General features: G+C 35.5%; 22 protein-coding genes. 12 read left to right on the forward strand and 10 right to left on the reverse strand.

Annotated features, from left to right (window positions below; translation table 11 throughout):
* Position 1 precedes the first annotated feature (1 nt).
* The 3 genes from leuC to leuA are packed head-to-tail and all read right to left on the reverse strand — an operon-like array spanning position 2 to position 4,009.
* Positions 2 to 1,408: a 3-isopropylmalate dehydratase large subunit gene (gene leuC / locus ACLL8X_RS05355; RefSeq protein WP_411989889.1), complete on the reverse strand. Its 1,407-nt coding sequence runs from the start codon at positions 1,406 to 1,408 to the stop codon at positions 2 to 4.
* Complete coding sequence (gene leuB, locus ACLL8X_RS05360) at positions 1,401 to 2,477, reverse strand: 3-isopropylmalate dehydrogenase (protein WP_411989890.1); 1,077 nt, start codon at positions 2,475 to 2,477, stop codon at positions 1,401 to 1,403. Before leuB ends, leuC begins: the two co-directional genes overlap by 8 nt.
* The gene (leuA, locus tag ACLL8X_RS05365; protein WP_411989891.1) at positions 2,474 to 4,009 is read right to left on the reverse strand and encodes a 2-isopropylmalate synthase; all 1,536 of its coding nucleotides are present in this window, start codon (positions 4,007 to 4,009) and stop codon (positions 2,474 to 2,476) included. Before leuA ends, leuB begins: the two co-directional genes overlap by 4 nt.
* A 322-nt stretch (positions 4,010 to 4,331) precedes the next feature.
* Between leuA and ACLL8X_RS05370 the strand changes: the two genes are divergently transcribed.
* Positions 4,332 to 4,961, forward strand: a complete 630-nt coding sequence (locus ACLL8X_RS05370) for a hypothetical protein (protein WP_411989892.1) — start codon at positions 4,332 to 4,334, stop codon at positions 4,959 to 4,961.
* Positions 4,962 to 4,995: 34 nt separating this feature from the next.
* Here the strand turns inward: ACLL8X_RS05370 and ACLL8X_RS05375 are convergent, their stop codons facing one another.
* The 7 genes from ACLL8X_RS05375 to ruvC all read right to left on the reverse strand — a co-directional run bounded on the left by ACLL8X_RS05375 (position 4,996) and on the right by ruvC (position 10,964).
* Complete coding sequence (locus ACLL8X_RS05375; RefSeq protein ID WP_411989893.1) at positions 4,996 to 5,637, reverse strand: outer membrane beta-barrel protein; 642 nt, start codon at positions 5,635 to 5,637, stop codon at positions 4,996 to 4,998.
* An 18-nt stretch (positions 5,638 to 5,655) separates the two neighbouring features.
* On the reverse strand, positions 5,656 to 6,039 hold the full coding sequence (gene queF / locus ACLL8X_RS05380) for a preQ(1) synthase (protein WP_411989894.1): 384 nt from the start codon (positions 6,037 to 6,039) through the stop codon (positions 5,656 to 5,658).
* A gap of 378 nt (positions 6,040 to 6,417) precedes the next feature.
* Positions 6,418 to 6,714, reverse strand: a complete 297-nt coding sequence (locus tag ACLL8X_RS05385) for a GIY-YIG nuclease family protein (RefSeq protein ID WP_411989895.1) — start codon at positions 6,712 to 6,714, stop codon at positions 6,418 to 6,420.
* Between the two features lie 82 nt (positions 6,715 to 6,796).
* A complete protein-coding gene (flgE, locus tag ACLL8X_RS05390; RefSeq protein WP_411989896.1) occupies positions 6,797 to 9,331 on the reverse strand; it encodes a flagellar hook protein FlgE in 2,535 nt (844 codons plus the stop codon).
* Positions 9,332 to 9,681: 350 nt separating this feature from the next.
* Positions 9,682 to 9,963 carry a type II toxin-antitoxin system RelE/ParE family toxin gene (locus ACLL8X_RS05395; RefSeq protein ID WP_411989897.1) on the reverse strand — a complete coding sequence of 94 codons (282 nt, stop codon included), beginning with the start codon at positions 9,961 to 9,963 and terminating at the stop codon, positions 9,682 to 9,684.
* A 2-nt stretch (positions 9,964 to 9,965) separates the two neighbouring features.
* On the reverse strand, positions 9,966 to 10,223 hold the full coding sequence (locus ACLL8X_RS05400; protein ID WP_411989898.1) for a hypothetical protein: 258 nt from the start codon (positions 10,221 to 10,223) through the stop codon (positions 9,966 to 9,968).
* A 264-nt stretch (positions 10,224 to 10,487) separates the two neighbouring features.
* On the reverse strand, positions 10,488 to 10,964 hold the full coding sequence (ruvC, locus tag ACLL8X_RS05405) for a crossover junction endodeoxyribonuclease RuvC (protein WP_411989899.1): 477 nt from the start codon (positions 10,962 to 10,964) through the stop codon (positions 10,488 to 10,490).
* Positions 10,965 to 11,055: 91 nt separating this feature from the next.
* Between ruvC and dnaA the strand changes: the two genes are divergently transcribed.
* The 11 genes from dnaA to ACLL8X_RS05460 all read left to right on the forward strand — a co-directional run bounded on the left by dnaA (position 11,056) and on the right by ACLL8X_RS05460 (position 22,199).
* Entirely contained in the window at positions 11,056 to 12,378 is a 1,323-nt protein-coding gene (dnaA, locus tag ACLL8X_RS05410) for a chromosomal replication initiator protein DnaA (RefSeq protein ID WP_411989900.1), read from the forward strand.
* Between the two features lie 157 nt (positions 12,379 to 12,535).
* Positions 12,536 to 13,603 carry a DNA polymerase III subunit beta gene (gene dnaN / locus ACLL8X_RS05415; RefSeq protein ID WP_411989901.1) on the forward strand — a complete coding sequence of 356 codons (1,068 nt, stop codon included), beginning with the start codon at positions 12,536 to 12,538 and terminating at the stop codon, positions 13,601 to 13,603.
* 24 nt (positions 13,604 to 13,627) lie between these two features.
* Complete coding sequence (gene gyrB, locus ACLL8X_RS05420) at positions 13,628 to 15,937, forward strand: DNA topoisomerase (ATP-hydrolyzing) subunit B (RefSeq protein ID WP_411989902.1); 2,310 nt, start codon at positions 13,628 to 13,630, stop codon at positions 15,935 to 15,937.
* Positions 15,938 to 16,011: 74 nt separating this feature from the next.
* Positions 16,012 to 16,761, forward strand: a complete 750-nt coding sequence (locus tag ACLL8X_RS05425; RefSeq protein ID WP_411989903.1) for a BsaWI family type II restriction enzyme — start codon at positions 16,012 to 16,014, stop codon at positions 16,759 to 16,761.
* On the forward strand, positions 16,758 to 17,978 hold the full coding sequence (locus tag ACLL8X_RS05430; protein ID WP_411989904.1) for a TRM11 family methyltransferase: 1,221 nt from the start codon (positions 16,758 to 16,760) through the stop codon (positions 17,976 to 17,978). Before ACLL8X_RS05425 ends, ACLL8X_RS05430 begins: the two co-directional genes overlap by 4 nt.
* 253 nt (positions 17,979 to 18,231) lie before the next feature.
* Positions 18,232 to 18,696 (forward strand): cupin domain-containing protein, encoded by a 465-nt coding sequence (locus ACLL8X_RS05435; RefSeq protein ID WP_411989905.1) that lies wholly within the window; start codon positions 18,232 to 18,234, stop codon positions 18,694 to 18,696.
* 160 nt (positions 18,697 to 18,856) lie between these two features.
* Entirely contained in the window at positions 18,857 to 19,441 is a 585-nt protein-coding gene (locus ACLL8X_RS05440; protein WP_411989906.1) for a sugar O-acetyltransferase, read from the forward strand.
* Positions 19,431 to 19,844, forward strand: a complete 414-nt coding sequence (locus ACLL8X_RS05445) for a MerR family transcriptional regulator (RefSeq protein ID WP_411989907.1) — start codon at positions 19,431 to 19,433, stop codon at positions 19,842 to 19,844. Before ACLL8X_RS05440 ends, ACLL8X_RS05445 begins: the two co-directional genes overlap by 11 nt.
* A 2-nt stretch (positions 19,845 to 19,846) precedes the next feature.
* Positions 19,847 to 20,818 (forward strand): aldo/keto reductase, encoded by a 972-nt coding sequence (locus ACLL8X_RS05450; protein WP_411989908.1) that lies wholly within the window; start codon positions 19,847 to 19,849, stop codon positions 20,816 to 20,818.
* Entirely contained in the window at positions 20,815 to 21,594 is a 780-nt protein-coding gene (locus ACLL8X_RS05455; RefSeq protein WP_411989909.1) for a carboxymuconolactone decarboxylase family protein, read from the forward strand. Before ACLL8X_RS05450 ends, ACLL8X_RS05455 begins: the two co-directional genes overlap by 4 nt.
* Positions 21,591 to 22,199, forward strand: a complete 609-nt coding sequence (locus ACLL8X_RS05460; protein WP_411989910.1) for a flavodoxin — start codon at positions 21,591 to 21,593, stop codon at positions 22,197 to 22,199. Before ACLL8X_RS05455 ends, ACLL8X_RS05460 begins: the two co-directional genes overlap by 4 nt.
* Positions 22,200 to 22,350: the final 151 nt, after the last annotated feature.

Genomic DNA, 22,350 nt, shown 5'->3' on the forward strand with positions numbered 1-22,350 from the left:
ATTAAGCTCCTAAATATTTTCTATTATCACAAAGAACACCTTCTATGGCACAAGCAGCCGCACTGGCTGGACTCATTAAATGCGTGATTGAGCCTTTGCCCTGTCTGCCTACGAAATTACGATTCGAAGTCGATGCCACTCTTTGTCCTGCCTTTGCCTTGTCATCATTCATACCCAAGCACATAGAACATCCCGCATATCTCCACTCACATCCTGCTTCGATGAAAATTTTATCCAGTCCCAAATTTTCAGCTTCCTTTCTTACCTGCATAGAACCGGGCACGATTAAAACCTTGACATTTTTGTGAATTTTACGCCCTTTTAAAATATCAGCAGCGATTTTTATATCTTCTAAACGCCCATTCGTGCAAGAACCTATGAAAACAATATCCACCTTCACTCCTTCTAAGCTTTGATTTTGCTCCAAATTCACATAAGCAAGTGCGTCAAGCAAAGATTTTTGCTCACTTTGATTTTTAAAATCACTTGTTTTTGGAATTTTCTCATCTATACCAATGACTTGAGAAGGATTTGTTCCATAGCTAATTTGAGGGCTAATCTTACTCGCATCAAGCACGATTACTTCATCATATATTGCTTCTTCATCGCTTTTTAAGCTTCTCCAATACTCGCAGTATTTATCAAATTCTTCCCCCTTAGGTGCAAATTCCTTGCCTTTAATATATTCAAAAGTAAGCTCATCGGGTGCTACCATACCCACTTTTGCTCCAAATTCTATTGCCATATTACAAAGAGTCATTCTAGCTTCCATACTCAAAGTGCTTATAAGCTCTCCACAAAATTCTATAGCATAGCCTGTGCCTTTTGCTGTGCCGTATTTTGCGATTAAATACAAAATCAAATCCTTAGCATAAACCCCCCTTTGAAACTGCCCCTTGCATTCTATTTTCATAGTTTTAAGTCTAGCTTGTTTTAAAGTTTGCGTTGCCATAACATGCTCAACTTCACTCGTGCCTATACCAAAGGCTAAGGCTCCAAAGGCTCCGTGTGTTGCCGTATGAGAATCCCCACAAACTAAAGTAAGCCCGGGCAAGGTAAAACCAAGCTCAGGGCTTACTATATGAACTATGCCTTGATTTTTATCGCCCAAGCCTAAAAGCCTTACTCCAAATTCCTTAGTATTTTGCATTAGGGTAGTGATTTGCTCCTTTGCCATAGCAGAACAAGCCTCTAAATCCGTGCTTTTAGTCGATACATCGTGGTCTATGGTTGCCAAAGTCAAATCCGCTCTTGCCATCTTTCGTTTTGCCATTTTAAGCCCTGAAAAGGCTTGTGGGCTTGTTACTTCGTGGATTAAATGCCTGTCTATGTAAAGTATAGGAAGTTCATTTTCTTTCTCATAAACCACATGAGAGTCAAATACCTTTTCATATAGGGTCTTAGCCATTGTTTTTCTCCTTTAAAATTTCTAAAATACAAGTTCCCATTTCATCGGTGCTTAAGTAAGATTTAGGATTTAAATCCTTAGTCATTTTTCCACGCTCTAAGGCTAAAGATACTGCATTTTCAATATCCTTTGCAGCATTTTCTTCTTTTAAGCTATATTTTAACATCAAAGCCGCACTTAAAATTTGGGCTATGGGATTGGCTATATTTAAATGTGCTATATCAGGCGCACTTCCCCCTGCTGGCTCATAAAGTCCAAAGCCCTTCTCATTTAAACTTGCCGAACTTAGCAAACCCAAAGACCCGCTAATAGCAGCTAATTCATCGCTTAAAATATCGCCAAAAAGATTAGAGCAAAGCATTACATCAAAATGACTAGGATTTTTGATAATTTGCATAGCCGCATTATCCACATACATATATTCTAAGCTTACATCATCATAAGCTTTTGCGATTTTTGCCACCACTTCACGCCATAAAATAGAACTAGCCAAAACATTTGCCTTGTCGATTAAATGCACTTTTTTCCTTCTTATCCTAGCACTTTCAAAAGCAAGGCGTGCTATCCTTTCTATCTCAGCTTGGGTGTAAATTTCAGTATCATACGCCCTTTCTTTGCCTAATTCTTGCTTGCCAAAATAAATCCCGCCCGTAAGCTCTCTAAGACATAAAATATCCACGCCTTTTTGAAGGATTTCATCCTTTAAGGGCGAAATGTGCTTTAAGCCTTCATAAATTTTACAAGGACGCAAATTAGCAAATAAATTAAAATGCTTTCTTAAAGGCAAAAGCGAAGCCCTTTCAGGTCTTTGCTCTACGGGCAAATTATCCCATTTAGGTCCGCCCACAGAACCAAACAAAATCGCATCGCTTTGCTCACAAAGCCTTAAGGTTTCATCACTTAAAGCCACTCCATAAGCATCTATACTAGCTCCTCCTATTTTAGCTTCGTTAAATTCAAATTTAAAGCCGTATTTTTGGGCGATAAAGCTTAAAATTTTTAAAGCTTCTTTCATTACCGAAGGTCCTATGCCATCACCTGCTAAAACCGCTATTTTATAAGTTCTCACGCTAATTTCCTTTCTTCTACTTTTAAAGAGCGAAAAATCGCATTATAAGCACTCACAAAAGCCTGTGCTGAAGCTTCTATAACATCGGTTGATAGTCCTTTGCCGTGAAATTTTCTGCCCTTAAATTCCAAATCCACATCCACCTGCCCCTGGGCATCCACACCTGAGCTTTTTGCATTGATACTATAAGCTTTTAAAACAGGTTCAAGCTGAGTAATCCTAGCTATGCAGTTAAACACCGCTTCAATGGGACCATTGCCCGTGCAAGCTTCGGTTTTTAGCTCTTCTTTGATACGCATACAGATGCTAGCTGTGGGGATATTGCCACTTATTACGCTTAATTTTTCAAGCACAAATTCATTCTCTTGCTCACTCTCACAGCTTAAAAACATCAAGGCTTCTAAATCATAATCATACACTTGACCCTTCTTATCCGCAAGGCGTAAAAAACTCTCATAAACAGCGTCTAAATCATAAGTGTTCTCATCATAACCTAAATTCTCAAGGCAAGTTTTTATCATAGCCCTACCGCTTCTTGCTGTCATTAGCATACGATTTTCATTAAGTCCTATGGAGCTAGGACTGATGATTTCATAAGTTTCTCTATTTTTAAGCACACCATCTTGATGTATGCCTGAGCTGTGTGAAAAGGCGTTAGAACCTATGATAGCCTTGTGTGAAGGGATGGTTTCGTTTGTGATGGCTGAGACTAATTTAGCAGTTTTAAAGATATTTTCACATTTAATATCCGTATAAAAGCCCTTTAAATAATCCTTTCTCGTTTTTATAGCCATCACAACCTCTTCTAAAGCACAATTACCCGCTCTCTCGCCTAGTCCGTTCATAGTGCATTCTATTTGCCTAGCCCCTTGCAAAATAGCACTTAAGCTATTGCCCGTTGCCATACCTAAGTCATTATGACAATGCACGGAAATGACAGCCTTGTCTATATTTGGCACCTTATTAAATAAAATTTTGATGATATTAGCAAATTCACTTGGTAAAGTATAGCCCACGGTATCGGGGATATTTATGGTCGTAGCCCCTGCTTTTATAGCCGTTTCTACCATAAAACAAAGATTATCTATGGGGGTTCTTCCTGCATCTTCGCAAGAAAATTCCACATCATCGGTGTAGGATTTTGCTCTCGTTACAGCCCTTTTTGCCATCTCTAAAATGGTGTCAAAGTCCTTTTTAAGCTTATCTTGTATGTGTAAATTTGAAGTGGCTATGAAGGTGTGAATTCTAAAATGCTTTGCTATTTTTAAGGCTTCATAGGCTGTGTCTATGTCCTTATCCAAAGCCCTAGAAAGCGCACAGATGGTTGAGTTTTTAACCTTTGAAGCGATATTTTGCACGGCTTTAAAATCGCCTTGCGAAGACACAGGAAAGCCTGCTTCTATCACATCTACGCCTAAATTCTCAAGTGCCAAAGCGATTTGTAATTTTTGATTGATACTCAAAGAGCTAGCTAAGGCTTGTTCGCCATCACGCAAGGTGGTATCAAAAATGATGATTTTATTGTCTTTCATAATAATCCTTTTTAAAATAAAACTTAAAAATGAATTGAAAAATTCAAAAACTTAGAAACAATGATAAAAATTAAAAATGCAAAAAAATGATTAAAAATAAAATTTGAGTTTTAGAGTGAGAGTTGCAGCAACAGGTTAAAAGCATTGTCTTTACTTTTTTGTTGAACTGAATTTGAAATTTTAAAAATTTGCTTCATCTTTTTCTCCTTTGTTTAAAATTAATCCTTAAATATATCATATTTTCAGTAAATGTGTTTGTAAAATTCTTAAATTAAGAAAATTATTGATATAATTGTGATTTTAAGTAACGAAAGGGAAGTTGATGTTAAAAGAACTTTTAGAGATTAAAAAAGAAATGGAACCTGTTATCCACGAAGCCAATGTGAAATTAAATGTCCTAGCTCGTGAGGTTATAGTCCGTAAAAAAGAATACGAAATTTATGGCCCTATGATAGACAGAGTTTATTTAGATAATGCTGTTTATGTTAAGGTTATGTCAAGCGGAAGGGACGCAAAAAGCGATAATGTAACTATAAAAAACGGCTTTTATATGGTTTTTGTCGCCCCTGAAAAGGAAAGCACAAAGGATATTAAAAACAAGCTCAAAGTCGCTTATGAAGGGCTTGATAATAAATTCATCGCCACACTCATACGCTCTTGCCAACGCTTTAAAGAAATCATCAACAAAACCCAGGCTACTCTAACTAAAGCTTCTAAAATGAATGTGTTAGTCAAAACAAATTTGGGCGAAGCCAGTGCGGCGATAAAATTTAATATCACCATAGAATACACTAAGGACAATCAAAAACTCACCCGCGAAAATTCCAAATCCGCAGGAAGCTTTAGAGATACCAAAACTTATATCAATCTAGTCGTGGAAAAAAACACGGATTCAAGCATTTGCGAAAAATTGCTTGATGATGTGGAAAGATACTTCATCGGCGGGGGATGATTTCTAATGCAAGCTGTGAAAAACCTACATTAGATTAAAATTTATAATTATATCCTAAATACACACCATAATTTATCTGTCTAGGATTATAGAAATTTGAACCTATGGTGCTTTGATAAAAATTTCTGGAATTATAATGTATTTGCTCTGCTTTAAAACCTAGTTCTATTTCATTGTGTGAATTGAAATCATACAAGGCTCCGATTTTAGCACCATACACAAAACCATCAAAATCTTGAGATAAGGATAAACGCGAAGTTTTTAACTCTATATTTGTCTTCGCATAGCCTGAATACACACCCAAGACCGCTCTTGTTTTTTCAAAAAGTTTAGGAGTAAAATCATAGCCTGTTAAAAATTTATGCGTAGTAAAATCCCCTTCTATTTGAAAACTAGGCATTCTAATAAAATCACTAAATTCATCTGAATAATTATAAGCTGCATAAATTCTATGAGTTTGGTTAAAATGATACCCTGCTTTCAAGCCAAATGAAGGCATATTGCCCGAAACATCGCCATTGAAAGTTTTATTTGTCTTGTTATGTTTTAAATCCCCTTTTACCTGAGCATGCATCCAAGTCGCATCAGTCCCTATAAAAAAGCCAGAATTTTCATCTGCTAAAGCCAAATTTGAAAATAAAACAACGCCTACAACAATGCTTGATATTTTTTTCATACTTCCACTCCTTATCAATCACTTAGGCACTACCATATCGCTACGGCATTCTATGCTGGTATGGACATTTCCACGCGGGTTAAACTCGCCTACAACTTTAATCCATTTTGGTTTTAATTTATCTTTTAGTGTGCTGTAAATTTCATTGATACTGGCTTCATGTGAAACATTTCTATACATAAAAGTGTTGATATAAAGCTTAATCGCCTTAAGCTCAACCACAAATTTATCGGGCATATACTCCAAATAAATAGTCGCAAAGTCAGGATAACCCGAACGCGGACAACAACACATAAATTCAGGCAAAGTGATTTTTATGATATAATCATTTTTGGCTGTATTTTCCCAAATTTCCATATTTTCTACATCAAATTCTTTGATTTCTTTTTCGCCATAACGCATATTTTTCCTTAAATTTAAAATAAGGTCAAAATTATAGCAAATTTTAAAACGATTATTGTAACTCACCCTTACAAAAGAGCGAGTTAGCAATAAAATGAAGGCATTCAAGCCTAGTATTACAAGACTAGTAAAAACTAGGCTTGTAAAGCTGGGCTTTGGGTTTGATGGATTGCTTCAATTTGACTACGCCAAATTTCGCAATGACATTTTAAACTAAATTCCGTCATTACAAGCCAACCTACCCGTCATTGCGAGTGAAACGAAGCAATCTGTTTGTTTTAAGTTTCTAGTATATAGATTGCTTCGGCGACAAGTCGCCTCGCAATGACACTAACCCCACAGCAATGACGATTTTAGTGCAATGACGACTTTACCACCTTATAAAAAATCTTCACTCAAATCACGCCAAGTTTCATTCATACTTAAAATCAAGGCGATTTTTTTAGCACGATTTCCACCTTTGAGTTGTTTCTCTCTTAAGATGGCTTCTTCCATATTCTCGTGTAATTCAAAATAAGCTAAATTATCTACATTGTATTTAGCCGTAAAACCACCAAAAGATTTATTTTTATGCTGAAAAATTCTTTGTTTTAAATCACTCGTTACGCCCACATATAAAGTGCCATTGGGTTTATTAAACAATATATAAACGCAAGGGCTTTTAAGTGGTCTCATTTCCTTCCTTTCTTGTCTTTTCCTGTTGGGATTGCTTCGGCGACAAGTCGCCTCGCAATGACACAAACCCCAAGCTTAAACCCTACTGCTTAAGCTGAATAAGAGTTTGAAGCATTTGATCACTTGTGGATATGGTTTTAGAGTTGGCTTGATAGCCCCTTTGTATGATGATAAGCTCTGTTAAACTTCGGCTTAAATCCACATTTGACATTTCAAGAGCTGAGGTTTTCATTTCGCCTCTTCCGCCTGTTCCTGCTTCGCCTACGACTATATTTCCACTATTTGCGGTTACTTTATAAAGATTACTTCCTATTTCTTCAAGCCCTGAGTTATTTGCCACTGAAGCCATTGCGATTTTAGCCACTGCAAAGGTCTTGCCGTTGGTAAATTCGCCCAGTAAATTCCCTTTCTCATCTACCCTGATAGCTTCAGGCTTAAGATTACCCGAAGTATAGCCATCTGTTGCTTGTCCTGTAAGAGTAGAAGCCGAGCTTGAGCTTACAAGTCCATCATTGCTTCCACTCGTTCCAAAGGAAAGTTTGATTTGTTGGTTGGGTGCTGCTCCGTTATTTGGACTGAAATTTAAGGTCTTAGGATTATAACTTGCCAAACTTCCATCATTATTAAATCTCGCTGTGCCTACGACTATATTATTAGGTCCTTCGCCTGTGGTGTTAATCTCAGCAGGTTCAGGCACACGGATTATCATTTGCCATTCATTACCCCCATCTTGAGTGGTAGTTTGCTTGACAAACTGCACTTCAAGGGTGTGTTTATTGCCTAAACTATCAAAGATTTCAAGCCCTGCTGAAAAAGATGAAAGTCTTAATTGCTCACTTTCCTTAGCCGCTGTTCCCACGGTCAAGGCTCCATCAAAGGCCTTGAAAATTTTAGTGAAAGCGTCGTTTGTGCTTATTTTACCTTGAGTATCCGTGTAGGCAGTTATATTGAAATTCATATTATGCGTTGTTCTGTTGTTTTGATTGATACCCGCTGGTGGATTGCTGGTTACATTAGGATTCGTGATGGAAAAATTCCCATTTTCAGTGATGACGACTTTCACACCTTCATTCACATCACTACCATCAGCTTCAAAGCCACCGCTACCATCATAATCCACCCCATATCTAGCGTCTCTTTGTAAAAGCTCTCTTAAATCCTCAGTGGTTCTAAAGGTTCTTGGAGTAGTGGTTAAAAGAGCCTCATTCATAGCAAGTTGGTAGTTGTTTTCTGGAGTTCCCGCTGTATTTAAATTCGCTTGGTTCCAAGTATGACCCCCATCAGGATTATACATATCAGTTAGAGTTTGTGGAGTAGAACTATAAACATATTTATGAGCGGTTACGATTTGAACTCTATTTTGATTAGCGTTAAAGTTACCATCTATCCAGTTTGAACCCGCACCTGCTTGAGCAGCACCTGCATTAGTCAAATTCCAGTTTTGCCATCCAGCAAAGTTATTACCTTGAGCTGGAACGTTTTGAAGCTCACCCGCTGAGTTGTTTGCATTTACGGTTAAATCAATATTTTTCATATTATCCGTAGTGCCATCGGCGTTTTTATTGGTAAAAACTATACCCGAACCATCGGTTTTTTTAGAAGCAACTACTCCTGTTCCTTCTCTACCATCTGTAGCATTGGTATAGGTATTGATATAGGCTATGGCTTCGTCTAGGGATTTGATATTGGTATTTGTGATTTGAATTCCGTTTAAAGTGATATCCAAAGTAGCTGGCTTTTGCTCGTGTCCCCAGAAAATAACACCATTTTGAGCCCCAGTATTGCCAGAATCATAGACATTTTGATTTGCACCCTTGTAAGTTGAGAAAGTAGAGTCCGCATAAGAAACCCAAATACCTTGACCTTCTCTTAAATTCAGTCCCGTTCCATTTGCGTTAAAAAGTGCGCCCGCATCCACACCCTTTTCCGTAACTTCTATAGCATTTTTCGAAGTGGTGTAAAATTGAGTAGTGCCTGTATCGTTCTCGTCCTTTGTTTCGCCTGTTTTTTTGTTGTAGCCGTGAATGGAATCAAGCCCGTAAATAGGACGACTTGCTGTTCCGACATTTAAACCGCTATTTAAATTTGCCTTGATAGCTACTTCTGTGGATTTTGCTGCGGGAATGTGCATACCCGGATCGACAAAGATATTGGTAGGACTTCTTGAACTATCGATAGTTTGATCATCCCAATTGATATTCCATCCTTGCACGATGAAGCCTGAGTTATTGACAAAATTCCCATAAGCATCAAGCTTGAAATCCCCTGAACGAGTAAGATAGTTCGTAAGTCCGCTATCATCGCTTACCATAAAAAAACCATCGCCGTTTATAGCGACATCGGTATTTTTATCTGTGGTTTGCACTGAACCTTGAGAATGGATTCTAGTCGTAGAAGATACAGAGACACCTAGACCGATTTGAAGGGGGTTTTGACCGCCTCTGCCATCTGTGGGGGTGGTGGCGATTTTCACCGTTTGGGAAAACATAGTCCCAAAGTCAGCACGGGAGTATTTAAAACCTGTGGTATTGACATTTGAAATATTGTTACCTTCAACATCCATTGCAACTTGGTGTGCTTGAAGTCCGCTTACGCCAGACCAAAGAGAACGCATCATAGTAAATCCTTTATGAAATATTGCTTTAAAAATTTAACGCTTTGGCTTTAAAAAAGCTTTTGCGTTTATGTGAGATTTATAAGCAAGTTCTGTTCCAACTTTTGAAAATTTTAAATTCCGTCATTGCGAGAAGTCTTAGACTTCGTGGCAATCTAATTTTCGTCATTTAATCCGTCATTACGAGCTTTTGTTTTACAAAAGCGTGGTAATCTACTTTTGAATTTAAAGGGATTGCTTCACTGCGTTCGCAATGACGATTTAAATTGCAAAGCCACCCTACTAGATTGCTTCAGTCGCTTTGCTTCCTTCGCAATGACGGGGCGGGGTGTAGCAAACCACTTGCTTTAAATTTAAGTAAAATCGGGTAAGTTTTCTTTATAAATAGCTAAAATAACGATGAAATCTTTTTCTATTTTATAGGGTATAACATAGCCTTTAAAGATAAAATCTCTTATATTTTCATCATCAAAAGCTAGGGATTTTCTGTATTTGTAGGGCATAAAATGAAGCCCTTGTAGTTGTTTTAAAAGCTCATTTTTAAAATTCAATGCCCTTTTTTTGCTATCCTTTGCGATAAATTTTAATATATCAGTTAAACGGCTTAAAAAATTATCACTAAAAATAAGCTCCATAATCAAGCCTTAGCTATGAAATCGTTTGTTATGTTTTCAACTTCTTTAAGAGTGTATAACCTAGCCTTGCCGCTTTCATAATCGTTTAAGGCTTTGTGAAGTTCTTGTTTTGTTTCTTCCCAAGTTTTGCCACTTTCATATTCACTTAGGGCTTTTTCATAGTCCGCACTTTCTATTTCATAGCTGATATTTAGCTCTTTAAAGACTTCTATGAGTTTGCTTAATTGCTTTTCATTGGCTTGTAGGGTTATGGTTTGCATAATTTTTCCTTGCTTGATTTAGATGATTATAGTTTATTTTGTTTTAATAAGATTTGAATTTTAAGTAAAATCATAGGGATTTTAATCTGTTATTAAAAGCTATCTTACTTGTCATTGCGAGACAGCGGTGTCGGCGAAGTAAGCTAAGCTTAAATTTAAGGGGATTGCTTCGTTTCACTCGCAATGACGCATAAGGCGTAATGATACCATCATAGGTTGCTTCACTGCGTTCGCAATGACGATTTATCACAATGATGGGACAGGTTACACTCTAAGTCTTAAATTCGCTGCGTGGGTAAGGGCAATGGCAATGGCATCTGTGATGTCTAAAGGCTTGATGTCCTTTGTTAGATTTAGCAGTCTTTTTACCATAAAAGCCACTTGCTCTTTAGTTGCCTTTGCCTTGCCTGTAACGGCTTTTTTCACTTGAAGTGGGGTGTATTCGGCAAAGTCTCCGTGAATTTGTAGAATTTTCAGGCTCAAAGCACCGCGAAATTGGGCTAATTTTAAAACACTTTTGGGATTGTGTGCGAAAAATATGTCTTCTATGGCTATCTCATCGAAGTGATAGTTTTTAAAAATCAAGTCCAAACCTTCGCAAAGCTCGGTGATTTGGTATTGTAAAGTGCTAGGCTTTATTTTTATAAGTCCTGCTTCTATGAGTGTGTTTTTGCCCTTGTTGGCTTCTATGATGGCATAACCGCAATTTCTTGAGCCGGGGTCTATTCCTAGAATTTTCAAAGTTGTCCTTAATGAATGAAAGAAATTTTAACCTTTTTTTATAAAATTTAAGATAAAATTTAGACCCTTATGTAAAATTTAAAGAGAGATGATGAATCCAAGCGAAATACTTGAAAATTTTAAAAAAGAATTAAGCGAAAACGAATACGAAAACTACATATCTAGCTTAAAATTTAATGAAAAGCAAAGCAAGGCGGATTTTTTGGTTTTTAACGCACCTAATGAACTCATAGCTAAATTCATACAGACCAAATACGGCAAGAAAATCGCCCATTATTATGAAGTTCAAAGCGGAAATAAGGCTCTTATTAACATACAAGCCCAACAACAAAAACAAAGCCATAAAAGCACGAAAATCGACATCGCTCACATCAAAGCACAAAGCACGATTTTAAACCCTTCTTTTACTTTTGAAAGTTTTGTCGTGGGGGATTCTAACAAATACGCTTATGGAGCTTGCAAGGCGATAACGCATAAGGATAAATTAGGCAAACTTTATAATCCTATTTTCATCTATGGTCCTACTGGACTTGGGAAGACACATTTGCTTCAAGCTGTGGGAAATGCGTCCTTAGAAATGGGAAAAAAGGTCATTTACGCTACGAGTGAAAATTTTATCAATGATTTTACTTCAAATTTAAAAAACGGCTCTTTGGATAAATTCCACGAAAAATATAGAAATTGTGATGTTTTGCTTATAGATGATGTGCAGTTTCTAGGCAAAACGGATAAAATTCAAGAAGAATTTTTCTTTATATTTAATGAAATCAAAAACAATGACGGGCAAATCATTATGACTTCGGATAATCCGCCTAATATGTTAAAAGGCATAACCGAACGCTTAAAAAGCCGTTTTGCTCACGGCATTATAGCTGATATTACCCCACCTCAACTGGATACTAAAATCGCCATCATAAGAAAAAAATGTGAATTTAACGACATTAATCTTTCTAATGACATCATAAACTATATCGCCACTTCCTTAGGCGATAATATAAGAGAAATAGAAGGTATCATCATCAGTCTTAATGCTTATGCTACCATACTAGGACAAGAAATCACCCTAGAACTTGCTAAAAGCGTGATGAAAGACCATATCAAAGAAAAAAAAGAAAATATCACCATAGATGATATTTTAACTTTGGTATGTAAAGAATTTAACATCAAGCCTAGCGATGTGAAATCCAATAAAAAAACCCAAAATATAGTCCTAGCAAGACGCATTATAATTTACCTAGCTAGGACACTTACGGCTTTAACTATGCCACAACTTGCGAATTATTTTGAAATGAAAGACCACACGGCTATTTCACATAATGTCAAAAAAATCACAGAAATGATAGAAAATGATTTGTCTTTAAAAACAAAAATCGAAGAATTAAAAAACAAAATTTTAGTCAAAAGTCAAAGTTAGTGAAATAATGTGAATAAAAAGAAAATCTTATGTGAAAAAAAGAAATTAAGCAAAGTATGATAAAATACAAATTTGATTATTTTGCTTTGAAGAATTTCACAATTTCAACAAGCTTATTATTATTATGAATTTAAAATTAAATAAAGGGGAAAGAAAAATGAAGCTAAGTATCAACAAAAATACTTTAGAATCTGCGGTCATCCTATGCAATGCTTATGTAGAAAAAAAAGATTCAAGCACCATCACTTCTCATCTTTTTTTTCACGCTGATGGAGATAAATTAGTCATTAGAGCCAGTGATTATGAGATAGGGATTAACTACAAAATCAAAAAAATCCGCGTAGAAAATTCAGGCTTTGCAACTGCAAATGCTAAGAGTATAGCCGATGTGATTAAGAGTTTAAACAATGAAGAAGTTGTTTTAGAGACTATTGATAATTTCTTATTTATAAGACAAAAAAGCACTAAATATAAACTTCCTATGTTTAATCACGAAGATTTTCCAAATTTCCCAAATACAGAAGGAAAAGATAGATTTGACATTGATTCTAGTGATTTAAGTCGCTCACTTAAAAAAATACTACCAAGCATTGATACAAACAATCCAAAATACTCCTTAAATGGAGCGTTTTTAGATATAAAAGCAGATAGGATTAATTTCGTAGGAACAGATACCAAACGCCTTGCAATTTATACTTTAGAAAAGGCAAATGAACAAGAATTTAGCTTCAGTATCCCTAAAAAAGCTATTATGGAAATGCAAAAACTCTTTTATGAGAAAATAGAAATTTTTTATGATAAAAATATGCTTATCGCTAAAAATGAAAATTTTGAATTTTTTACAAAGCTTATTAATGATAAATTCCCTGATTATGAAAAAGTCATACCAAGAACCTTTAGCCAAGAACTTAGCTTTTCAACAGAAGATTTTATAGATAGTCTTAAAAAAATCAGCGTAGTAACTGAAAAAATGAAACTTCATTTTAACAAAGATAAACTCATCTTTGAAGGCATAAGCTTAGATAATATGGAAGCAAAAACAGAACTTGAAATTCAAACGGGAGTAAGTGAAGAGTTTAATCTTACTATAAAAATTAAGCATTTGATTGATTTCTTAACTTCTATAGAAGAAGAAAAATTTAGTCTAAGTGTGAATGAACCTAACTCAGCATTTATAGTCAAATCTCAAGGACTATCGATGATTATTATGCCTATGATTTTGTAAGAAAAAACGAGTAAAAGGAAAAATATGCAAGAAAATTACGGCGGAAGTAATATTAAGGTTTTAAAAGGCTTAGAAGCTGTTAGAAAACGCCCGGGTATGTATATAGGAGATACCAATATAGGCGGACTTCATCATATGATTTATGAAGTGGTGGATAATTCTATTGATGAAGCTATGGCAGGGTATTGTGATACCATAGATGTAGAAATCACTACTGAAGGAAGCTGTATAGTCAGGGATAATGGTCGTGGAATTCCTGTTGATATGCATCCAAGTGAAAATATGCCAACTCTAACCGTTGTTTTAACCGTTCTTCACGCTGGGGGGAAATTTGATAAAGACACTTACAAGGTCTCAGGGGGACTTCACGGAGTAGGTGTTTCAGTTGTTAATGCTCTTTCTAAAAAACTCATCGCCACAGTGGAAAGAAAGGGTGAAATTTACCGCCAAGAATTTGCAGAAGGTAAGGTTGCTAGTGAATTTGGAGTGATAGGAAAAAGCAAAAAAACAGGAACAACCATAGAATTTTGGCCTGATGATAAAATTTTTGAATTGACTGAGTTTGATTATGAAATACTGGCAAAACGCTTTAGAGAACTTGCTTATTTAAATCCTAAAATCACTATAAATTTCAAAGACAATCGCATAGACAAGATGGAGAGTTTTCATTTTGAAGGGGGAATTTCTCAGTTTGTTACAGATTTAAACAAAAAAGAAGCCTTAACCAAAGCGATTTTTTTCAGTGTAGATGAAGAAGATGTCAATGTCGAAGTGGCTTTACTCTACAATGATACTTATAGTGAAAATTTACTTTCTTTTGTAAATAATATCAAGACCCCAGACGGCGGAACGCACGAAGCTGGTTTTAGAATGGGTTTAACGCGTGTGATAAGTAATTATATCGAAGCTAATGCAAGTGCTAGGGAAAAGGACAATAAAATCACGGGCGAAGATGTGCGTGAAGGCTTAATCGCTGTGGTGAGTGTAAAGGTGCCTGAGCCACAATTTGAAGGGCAAACTAAGGGAAAATTAGGCTCATCTTATGTGCGTCCCATAGTTTCAAAGGCTTCTTTTGAGTATTTAAGCAAATATTTTGAAGAAAATCCTATCGAAGCTAAAGCCATTATGAATAAAGCCTTAATGGCAGCTAGGGGCAGAGAAGCGGCTAAAAAAGCAAGAGAACTAACGCGTAAAAAAGAAAGCTTAAGTGTAGGGACCTTACCGGGTAAATTAGCTGATTGTCAGAGCAAAGACCCAAGCGAAAGTGAAATTTATCTTGTGGAAGGCGATAGTGCAGGGGGTTCTGCAAAACAAGGTCGCGAAAGAGCTTTTCAAGCTATATTGCCTTTGCGGGGTAAAATTTTAAATGTTGAAAAAGCAAGGCTGGATAAAATTTTAAAATCCGAGCAAATTCAAAATATGATTACTGCTTTTGGTTGTGGCATAGGCGATGATTTTGATGTTAATAAACTAAGATACCATAAAATCATCATAATGACCGATGCGGATGTAGATGGTTCGCATATACAAACCCTACTTTTGACCTTTTTCTTCCGTTTTATGAATGAACTTGTGGCAAATGGGCATATTTATTTAGCTCAACCTCCGCTTTATCTTTATAAAAAAGCTAAAAAGCAAATTTATCTAAAGGATGAAAAAGCCTTGAGTGAATACCTGATAGAAACGGGAATAGAAGGTTTAAATTATGAAGGTATAGGAATGAATGATTTAAAAGATTATTTGAAAATCGTTGCGGCTTACCGTGCGATTTTAAAAGACATTGAAAAGCGTTTTAATGTGCTTTGCGTAATACGCTATATGATAGAAAATCCAAAGTTAGTTAAAGCAAATAATGAAGAATTATTCAGTGTAATCAAGCAATTCTTAGAGACACAAGGACATAATATCTTAAATCATTCTATCAATGAAAACGAAATTCGAGCTTTCGTTCAAACTCAAAATGGCTTGGAAGAACTTGTAATCAATGAAGAACTTTTTACTCATCCACTCTATGAAGAAGCCAGTTATATTTTTGATAGGATTAAAGATAGAGGCTTAGAATTTGATAAAGATATTTTAGAAGTTCTTGAAGATGTTGAAAGCAATGCTAAAAAAGGTGCCACTATACAACGCTATAAGGGTCTAGGTGAAATGAACCCTGAGCAACTTTGGGAAACGACTATGGATCCGAGTGTAAGAAGACTTTTAAAAATCACCATAGAAGACGCACAAAGAGCCAATGATACCTTTAATCTTTTTATGGGTGATGAGGTTGAACCTAGACGCGATTATATCCAAGCTCACGCTAAAGATGTGAAGCATTTGGATGTGTGATGAATGGGGTTTTATAAATTTTTAAATTATGTATAAATTAATTTTATACAGTCTTAATTATTGTAAGAGACAAAATGTTAAATAAGCTTGAAACAAAAACCTTGCAAGAAATAGAAAGTAAATATTATATGCGACCTATGCTTAAGCTTATAACTCAAGATTTAAAAGATAAAAAGTTTTCTTTGAAAGAAATTTTTAACAATCTTTATGGATATTTATTAGACTCTAAAGAAGCGGTTGAAAAGCTGTTGCAAGAGCGTTTGGACAGAGGCGAAATTAAAGATATAAATCAAACAAGGAAAAGTATAGCAGGAAGTGCCTTTTCAAACCTTATCATTTGGGTGTTTTTAAAAAATAAAGAAAATAAGAATATTGATGAAAATATTTTTATTACCAATAAAATATCACAAATCCCAAATTTTAAAGAGTTATTTTATATTAAAGTGGGAGAAGAAACACAAAAACCAGATGTTGATTTGGTAATTTATAGACTAGATTCTAAACAAAATTTAGCAAGCTGTCTTATTTTATCGCTTAAAACTTCTTTAAGGGAAAGGGCAGGTCAAACATATAAATGGAAGCTTTTAATGGAAATTGCCAATACAGAATCTAGTATTAAGGATAAATATAGCATTAGCTATAATCCACCCATTCAGCCTTTGGTTTGTTTTGCCACTGTTAATTTTTATAATGAAATCAACAATCCACAACATAGGGGTATGTTTAAATTTTTTGATTGTGCCTTTATAGGCAAGGATATAAAAACAGGTGATTTTATCAAGCCTTTGAGTTATTTGCTTAACTTTATAAAAGAGCGATTATGACTTTAGCCGCACAATCACAAGAGAAAGTTATCCATAATTGCAAATATGATTTTTTGGGACAAAATTATGCTTCAATGTATCCTAATTTGCATAAATATCCAGCGACTATGTTGCCTCAAATTGGCTATGAACTATTAAAAGAATTTAAAGCAAAGAAAACAAATCTTTTAGACCCATATTGTGGGAGCGGTAGTAGCTTTATGAGTGGCTTAGAGTATGGTATAAGGCAATTTGTGGGCTTTGATTTAAATCCTTTAGCAATTCTTATATCAAAAGCTAGACTTAGCTATATAGAAAAAGAAATTCTTGTAAAAGAAAAGTTTAATTTACTTAAGAATATGACAAAAACAGCAGAAATTAAAAGGGCTAATATTACAAATATTGATTTTTGGATAGAAAAACAAGCTCAAAATGATTTGGCTCTTATTTTCCATCATTTAAATAGCATCAAACATCAAAACACAAAGAACTTATTTTTACTCGCATTTAGTGAGACCTTAAGAGAGGTGAGTTATACAAGAAATAATGAATTTAAACTTTTTAGAATGAAAAATTATGAAAATTACAAGCCAAATACTTATCGTATTTTCAATGAAAAATTAGATATTCTTATTGATGATTATTTGTGTTTTTATCAAGCTAAGATAAAAAATATTACACATAATATCATCAACTCAAGTTTTATGAATACTACTAAAAAATTTGATACCATTCTTACTAGCCCTCCTTATGGAGATTCTAAAACAACGGTGGCTTATGGACAATTTAGCACTTTCATTAATGAGTATTTGGGGGTTAAAAACGCAAGAAAGCTTGATTCTGAGCTTCTTGGTGGTAAAAAATCAAAAGAGCTTTACAGCAAAGGTATAATGCGAGAATATATACAAGAAATTTCTAAACTTGATGAAAAAAGGGCTTTAGAAGTTTCAAGTTTTTATGTAGATTTAGAAATGAGTATTAAAAAATTAGTCAATGCTCTAAATTTTGGTGCTAAAGTCTTTTTTGTGGTGGGAAACCGTCAAGTTAAAAACATACAACTTCCTACTGATAAATTTATTGCCGAAGTTTTTTGTAGTAGTGGCTTGAAACATTTAACAACATTAAAACGCAAAATTTCTAATAAAGCCATGCCACTTAAAAATTCCCCCACAAATCAAGCTGGAATCTTATCTAATACGATGAACGAAGAATGGATAGTGGTGTGTGAAAACAGCTAAAATTATGATAGACGAAAATAAACACCAAATTCCCTTTTTTCAATGAATTTTTTTATGAAAATTTATAGCAACTAAAATTTCAATTCTTATTTTTTCTTTATTTAAATCCCTAAAATTAGGCAATTTATTTAAAAATTTTTAGCCCTTTTTAAGATAAATCAAAAAAATTTCAAATTTTTCCTTACAGCCCTTGACAGACACTAGGTGTCAGCTTTTATAATTTTACTTATTTTAATTTTTTCAAGGATTAAGAATGAAAATTTTAAATTTGATTTTAATTTTAGGAGTGTGCGTTATGGCAAAAGCAGAACTTAGCAAATCAGGAACCCTAGGTTCTTTTGTGGGAGCTAAAGAAAATTTTAGCGGAAAAGTAAAGGTAGATATGCTTTTTAAAGAAAATGAATGGCGTAATTTCAGCGGGGCTTTGGTGGAATTTGCGCCAAAAGCTAGGAGTGCTTGGCACACCCATCCTGCAGGGCAGAGTCTTATAGTAACGCAAGGAGAAATCATCAGTGGCAGCGAAGATGGGCAAGTTTGGCTAGCCAAAAAAGGCGATGTGCTTTCTTGTCCTCCAAATATCAAGCACTGGCACGGGGGTTCTGATTTAGGTGGTGCTCATTTGGCATTGACAGGCTCAAAAGAAGGCGAAGCGGTTAAATGGCTTGAGCTTGTCAGCGATGAAGAATATGAAGCAGCCCTTAAAAAGCTAAAGCCTTAAAAGATTAAGATTTTGTTTAATGAAGGCTTGATAGGGAGTGTGGGTCTTGTCCTTGATTAAAATTTCATACAAAAATGGAAGCAAGAGTAAGGATTAAAAAGTCTTCACAGGTTTAAAAGAAAATTTTAGCTTTAAAAAGGATAAATTCAAAGGATAAACTATGCAAGATATTTTTCAAAGGGATTTAAGTGGCGAGCCTATCAGTCCTGATGAGCCTGAATTTCATAAAATTTTAGCTGTGATTAAAAACACACAAAAACTTCTTCACAAGCTTAATACCAAAGAGCTTAACGAAAATGAAACAAGAGAGCTTTTTAGCCAAATCACAGGGCAAAAGCTTGATAAAAGTGTGTGGATTTTGCCCCCTTTTTATACGGACTTTGGACGCAATATCCGTGTGGGGAAGAATTTTTTTCTTAATCAAAACTGCACTTTTATGGATAGGGGTGGGATTGAAATCGGTAATGATGTTTTTATTGCTCCTAGGGTTTGTCTTGCTACTATCAATCACGAGCTTCATCCTTACAAAAGAAAAATTACCACTTGCAAGGGTATAGTGATAAAAGATAGGGTGTGGGTAGGCATTAATGCTACTATTTGTCCGGGTGTATGTGTGGGTGAAAATTCCATCATAGCAGCGGGGGCTGTGGTAATAAAAGATGTGCCAAGCAATGTCATAGTAGGAGGCAATCCTGCAAGAGTGATTAAAGAGCTTAAATTTTTAAAGGAGGATTATGGCTTATAGCATCATAGAAGTAGAGAGAAAAACAGGAGTGCCATCAAGAAAGCTTCGTTTTTGGATAGCTAAGGGGCTTTTTCCCTTTATCCAAAGAGATGATAATGGGGTGCGGTATTTTAGTGAGAATGATTTAGAATGGGTGGCGTGGATAGAGTGTTACCGTAGTATTGGTATGAGTATAGAGAGTTTAAAGCACTATATTAGCCTTTGTGCGAAGGGGAATGCAAGTGCTAAAGAACGCCTTGAGATAATTAAAAATGAAAGGAAGAAGGCTAAAGATGAGATGAAAAGGTTAAAAGCCGTGCTTGAAAAGCTTGATTTTAAGGTGAAATATTATGAAAAAATGGTGCAAGAGAGCAAAGATGAACTAAATCCTCTTAGTAAGGATTATAAAAAAATAAGGAAGTAAAAATGAAAAAAGTAAAATTAAGAAAATTAGAAGTAAGTGCCTTAGGGCTTGGATGTATGGGTATGAGCTTTGGTTATGGTAAGGGTGGCGAAGAAAAAGAAATGATAAGCTTAATCCATCAAGCTTATGAGCTTGGCATTAGCTTTTTTGACACGGCTGAGGTGTATTTAGGCAATGAAGAGCTGGTGGGAAAGGCTATAAAGCCCTTTAGGGATAAAATCATTCTTGCTTCTAAATTTGGCATTCAAATACAAGGCGAAAAGCAAATCGTAAGCAGTGATTTAAAACTCATAAGACAAAGCATAGAAGGCTCTTTAAAACGCTTGCAAACGGATTATTTGGACCTTTATTATCAGCATAGGGTCGATACTAAAGTGAGCGTTGAAGAGGTGGCATATTTGATGAGTGAGCTTTGCAAGGAAGGCAAAATCAGGGCTTGGGGTATGAGCGAAGCAGGGGTGCAAAGCATAAAAAAAGCCAATGCTGTTTTTGAGCTAAGTGCTGTGCAAAGTGAGTATTCGCTATGGTGGAGAGAGGTCGAAAACGAACTTTTAGGGGTTTTAGAAGAGCTAGGCATAGGTTTTGTGCCTTTTTCGCCACTTGGCAAGGGCTTTTTAGCGGGTAAATTTGATGAAAATACTCATTTTGAAAAAGATGATTTTAGAAGCACGGTGCCTAGACTTCAAAATGAAAATTTAAAGCAAAATTTAAATCTTTTAGAAAGTTTAAAAGAACTAGCCGCTAAGAAAAAGGCGAGTTTAGCACAAATTGCTCTGGCTTGGCTTTTAGCACAAAAAACTTTCATCGCACCGATTTTTGGAACGACTAGCAAGCAAAGATTAAAAGAAAATTTGGACGCTTTAAAGCTTGATTTGAGTAAAGATGAAGTGCAAAGCATCACAAATGCCTTTGACGCTAATGCCGTCATAGGACATCGTTACAGCGGCGAAGCAGCTAAAAGAGTAGGCAAATGAAAACAAGACGCAAATTTTTTAAAAATTCAGCCTTAGTGGGTGGAGCTTTGGCTTTAGGTGCTTTAAGTTTAAAAGCGAAACAAGAAAGGCAGGATAAAAATTTGGACTCTGAATTTTGGGAATTTTTTAAGGGCTTTGAGAGCGATATTTCAAAGCTAAATACTCTTAATACACATTATACTTATGCTATTAAACTAAGTGCGTTAATAGCTTGTGGGGGTAAAGAGAGCTTTAAAGAGCTTTTTAGCGAAGCTTTAGAAAGGGGTGTAAAAGCAGAAGCCTTGAAAGAAGTTTTATATCAAAGCGTAGCCTATGTGGGTTTTGCTAAGGCTTATGAATTTTTTAATCTTAGTAATGAAATTTTAAGGGCTAAAAATGTGCCTTTGCCGCTAAAAAAACAAAGCAAAACCACAAGAGCTAATCGCTATGATGAAGGCTTGAAGTTGCAAATTGCTATTTTTGGCGATGTGATTATACAAGGCAATGAAAATACTCCTGCGGATATGAAACATTTTAGGCGGTTTTTGAGTGAAAATTGCTTTGGGGATTACTACACTAGAGCGGGGCTTGATTTGAAATTAAGAGAGCTAATTACCTTTGTATTTTTGGCTGCACTTGGGGGTTGTGAAGCCCAGCTTGAAGCCCATACTAGTGGGAATTTAAAGGTGGGAAATGATAGAAGTGTTTTAATCGCTACTCTAACTCAGCTTTGCCCCCTTCTTGGTTATCCACGCACCCTAAATGCTTTAAATATAGTGGGTAAGCTTAGTAAATGAAAAGGCGGGAGTTTTTAAAGCTTTTAATTTCGAGTGCTATTTTGCCAACTTTGCTTTATGCTAGAGAGAAAAAGAATGCGGTAGTGTATTATTCACGCACCTTAAATACGCATATTTTAGCTCTTTATCTTAGCGAACTTTTTAAAGCAGAGCTTTTTTGTCTTGAATGTGTGCAAAGCTATCCTAAGGATTATGAAGAAATGGTAGCTCTAGCAAGATGGCAAAAGGAGCAAAATATAATGCCCCAGCTTAGAGCTTTGCCTAGTTTAGAAGGGTATGAAAATATTTTTTTAGGCACTCCGCTTTGGGGGCTTAGTCTTAGTGCGCCGATGAAAAGTTTTTTAAGCAAGTGCGATTTAAGGGGCAAAAATCTTATCCCATTCGTGGCTAATGCAGGTTGGGGACTGGGTAATGCTGTGAATGAAATCAGCACCCTGCAAAAAGGCGCTAGAATTTATCCTGCTTTTGCTTGTGAGTTTAAACTTAAGGAAAAAGATGAGCCGAATTTAAGAGCATTAAACACAGAATTAATCGCTTCAAATCAGGCTTTTAATGCCCTAGAAAAAGATAAAATCAAACTCTGGCTTAAGAGTATGAAAATTTAAAGAAATGAGTAAAAGTATTTTTATAAGGAGTTTTACTCGTCATTGCGAACGCAGTGAAGCAATCTTATCCTAAGACATAGTAGGTATTCTTAAGATAAAGGGTCGGTAGCAAGAGTTTTTAAAGCTTATAAATTTAAAAAAATTTATAAAT

The organism is Campylobacter parajejuni, assembly GCF_046764905.1.
Lineage (GTDB): Bacteria > Campylobacterota > Campylobacteria > Campylobacterales > Campylobacteraceae > Campylobacter_D.

Excerpts from the sequence above, each read along its gene's own strand:
- leuC (WP_411989889.1), bottom strand. The coding sequence starts at position 1,408 with ATGGCTAAGACCCTATATGAAAAGGTATTTGACTCTCATGTGGTTTAT.
- leuA (WP_411989891.1), bottom strand. The coding sequence starts at position 4,009 with ATGAAAGACAATAAAATCATCATTTTTGATACCACCTTGCGTGATGGC.
- ACLL8X_RS05370 (WP_411989892.1), top strand. The coding sequence starts at position 4,332 with ATGTTAAAAGAACTTTTAGAGATTAAAAAAGAAATGGAACCTGTTATC.
- ACLL8X_RS05375 (WP_411989893.1), bottom strand. The coding sequence starts at position 5,637 with ATGAAAAAAATATCAAGCATTGTTGTAGGCGTTGTTTTATTTTCAAAT.
- queF (WP_411989894.1), bottom strand. The coding sequence starts at position 6,039 with ATGCGTTATGGCGAAAAAGAAATCAAAGAATTTGATGTAGAAAATATG.
- ACLL8X_RS05385 (WP_411989895.1), bottom strand. The coding sequence starts at position 6,714 with ATGAGACCACTTAAAAGCCCTTGCGTTTATATATTGTTTAATAAACCC.
- flgE (WP_411989896.1), bottom strand. The coding sequence starts at position 9,331 with ATGATGCGTTCTCTTTGGTCTGGCGTAAGCGGACTTCAAGCACACCAA.
- ACLL8X_RS05395 (WP_411989897.1), bottom strand. The coding sequence starts at position 9,963 with ATGGAGCTTATTTTTAGTGATAATTTTTTAAGCCGTTTAACTGATATA.
- ACLL8X_RS05400 (WP_411989898.1), bottom strand. The coding sequence starts at position 10,223 with ATGCAAACCATAACCCTACAAGCCAATGAAAAGCAATTAAGCAAACTC.
- dnaA (WP_411989900.1), top strand. The coding sequence starts at position 11,056 with ATGAATCCAAGCGAAATACTTGAAAATTTTAAAAAAGAATTAAGCGAA.
- dnaN (WP_411989901.1), top strand. The coding sequence starts at position 12,536 with ATGAAGCTAAGTATCAACAAAAATACTTTAGAATCTGCGGTCATCCTA.
- gyrB (WP_411989902.1), top strand. The coding sequence starts at position 13,628 with ATGCAAGAAAATTACGGCGGAAGTAATATTAAGGTTTTAAAAGGCTTA.
- ACLL8X_RS05425 (WP_411989903.1), top strand. The coding sequence starts at position 16,012 with ATGTTAAATAAGCTTGAAACAAAAACCTTGCAAGAAATAGAAAGTAAA.
- ACLL8X_RS05430 (WP_411989904.1), top strand. The coding sequence starts at position 16,758 with ATGACTTTAGCCGCACAATCACAAGAGAAAGTTATCCATAATTGCAAA.
- ACLL8X_RS05435 (WP_411989905.1), top strand. The coding sequence starts at position 18,232 with ATGAAAATTTTAAATTTGATTTTAATTTTAGGAGTGTGCGTTATGGCA.
- ACLL8X_RS05440 (WP_411989906.1), top strand. The coding sequence starts at position 18,857 with ATGCAAGATATTTTTCAAAGGGATTTAAGTGGCGAGCCTATCAGTCCT.
- ACLL8X_RS05445 (WP_411989907.1), top strand. The coding sequence starts at position 19,431 with ATGGCTTATAGCATCATAGAAGTAGAGAGAAAAACAGGAGTGCCATCA.
- ACLL8X_RS05450 (WP_411989908.1), top strand. The coding sequence starts at position 19,847 with ATGAAAAAAGTAAAATTAAGAAAATTAGAAGTAAGTGCCTTAGGGCTT.
- ACLL8X_RS05455 (WP_411989909.1), top strand. The coding sequence starts at position 20,815 with ATGAAAACAAGACGCAAATTTTTTAAAAATTCAGCCTTAGTGGGTGGA.
- ACLL8X_RS05460 (WP_411989910.1), top strand. The coding sequence starts at position 21,591 with ATGAAAAGGCGGGAGTTTTTAAAGCTTTTAATTTCGAGTGCTATTTTG.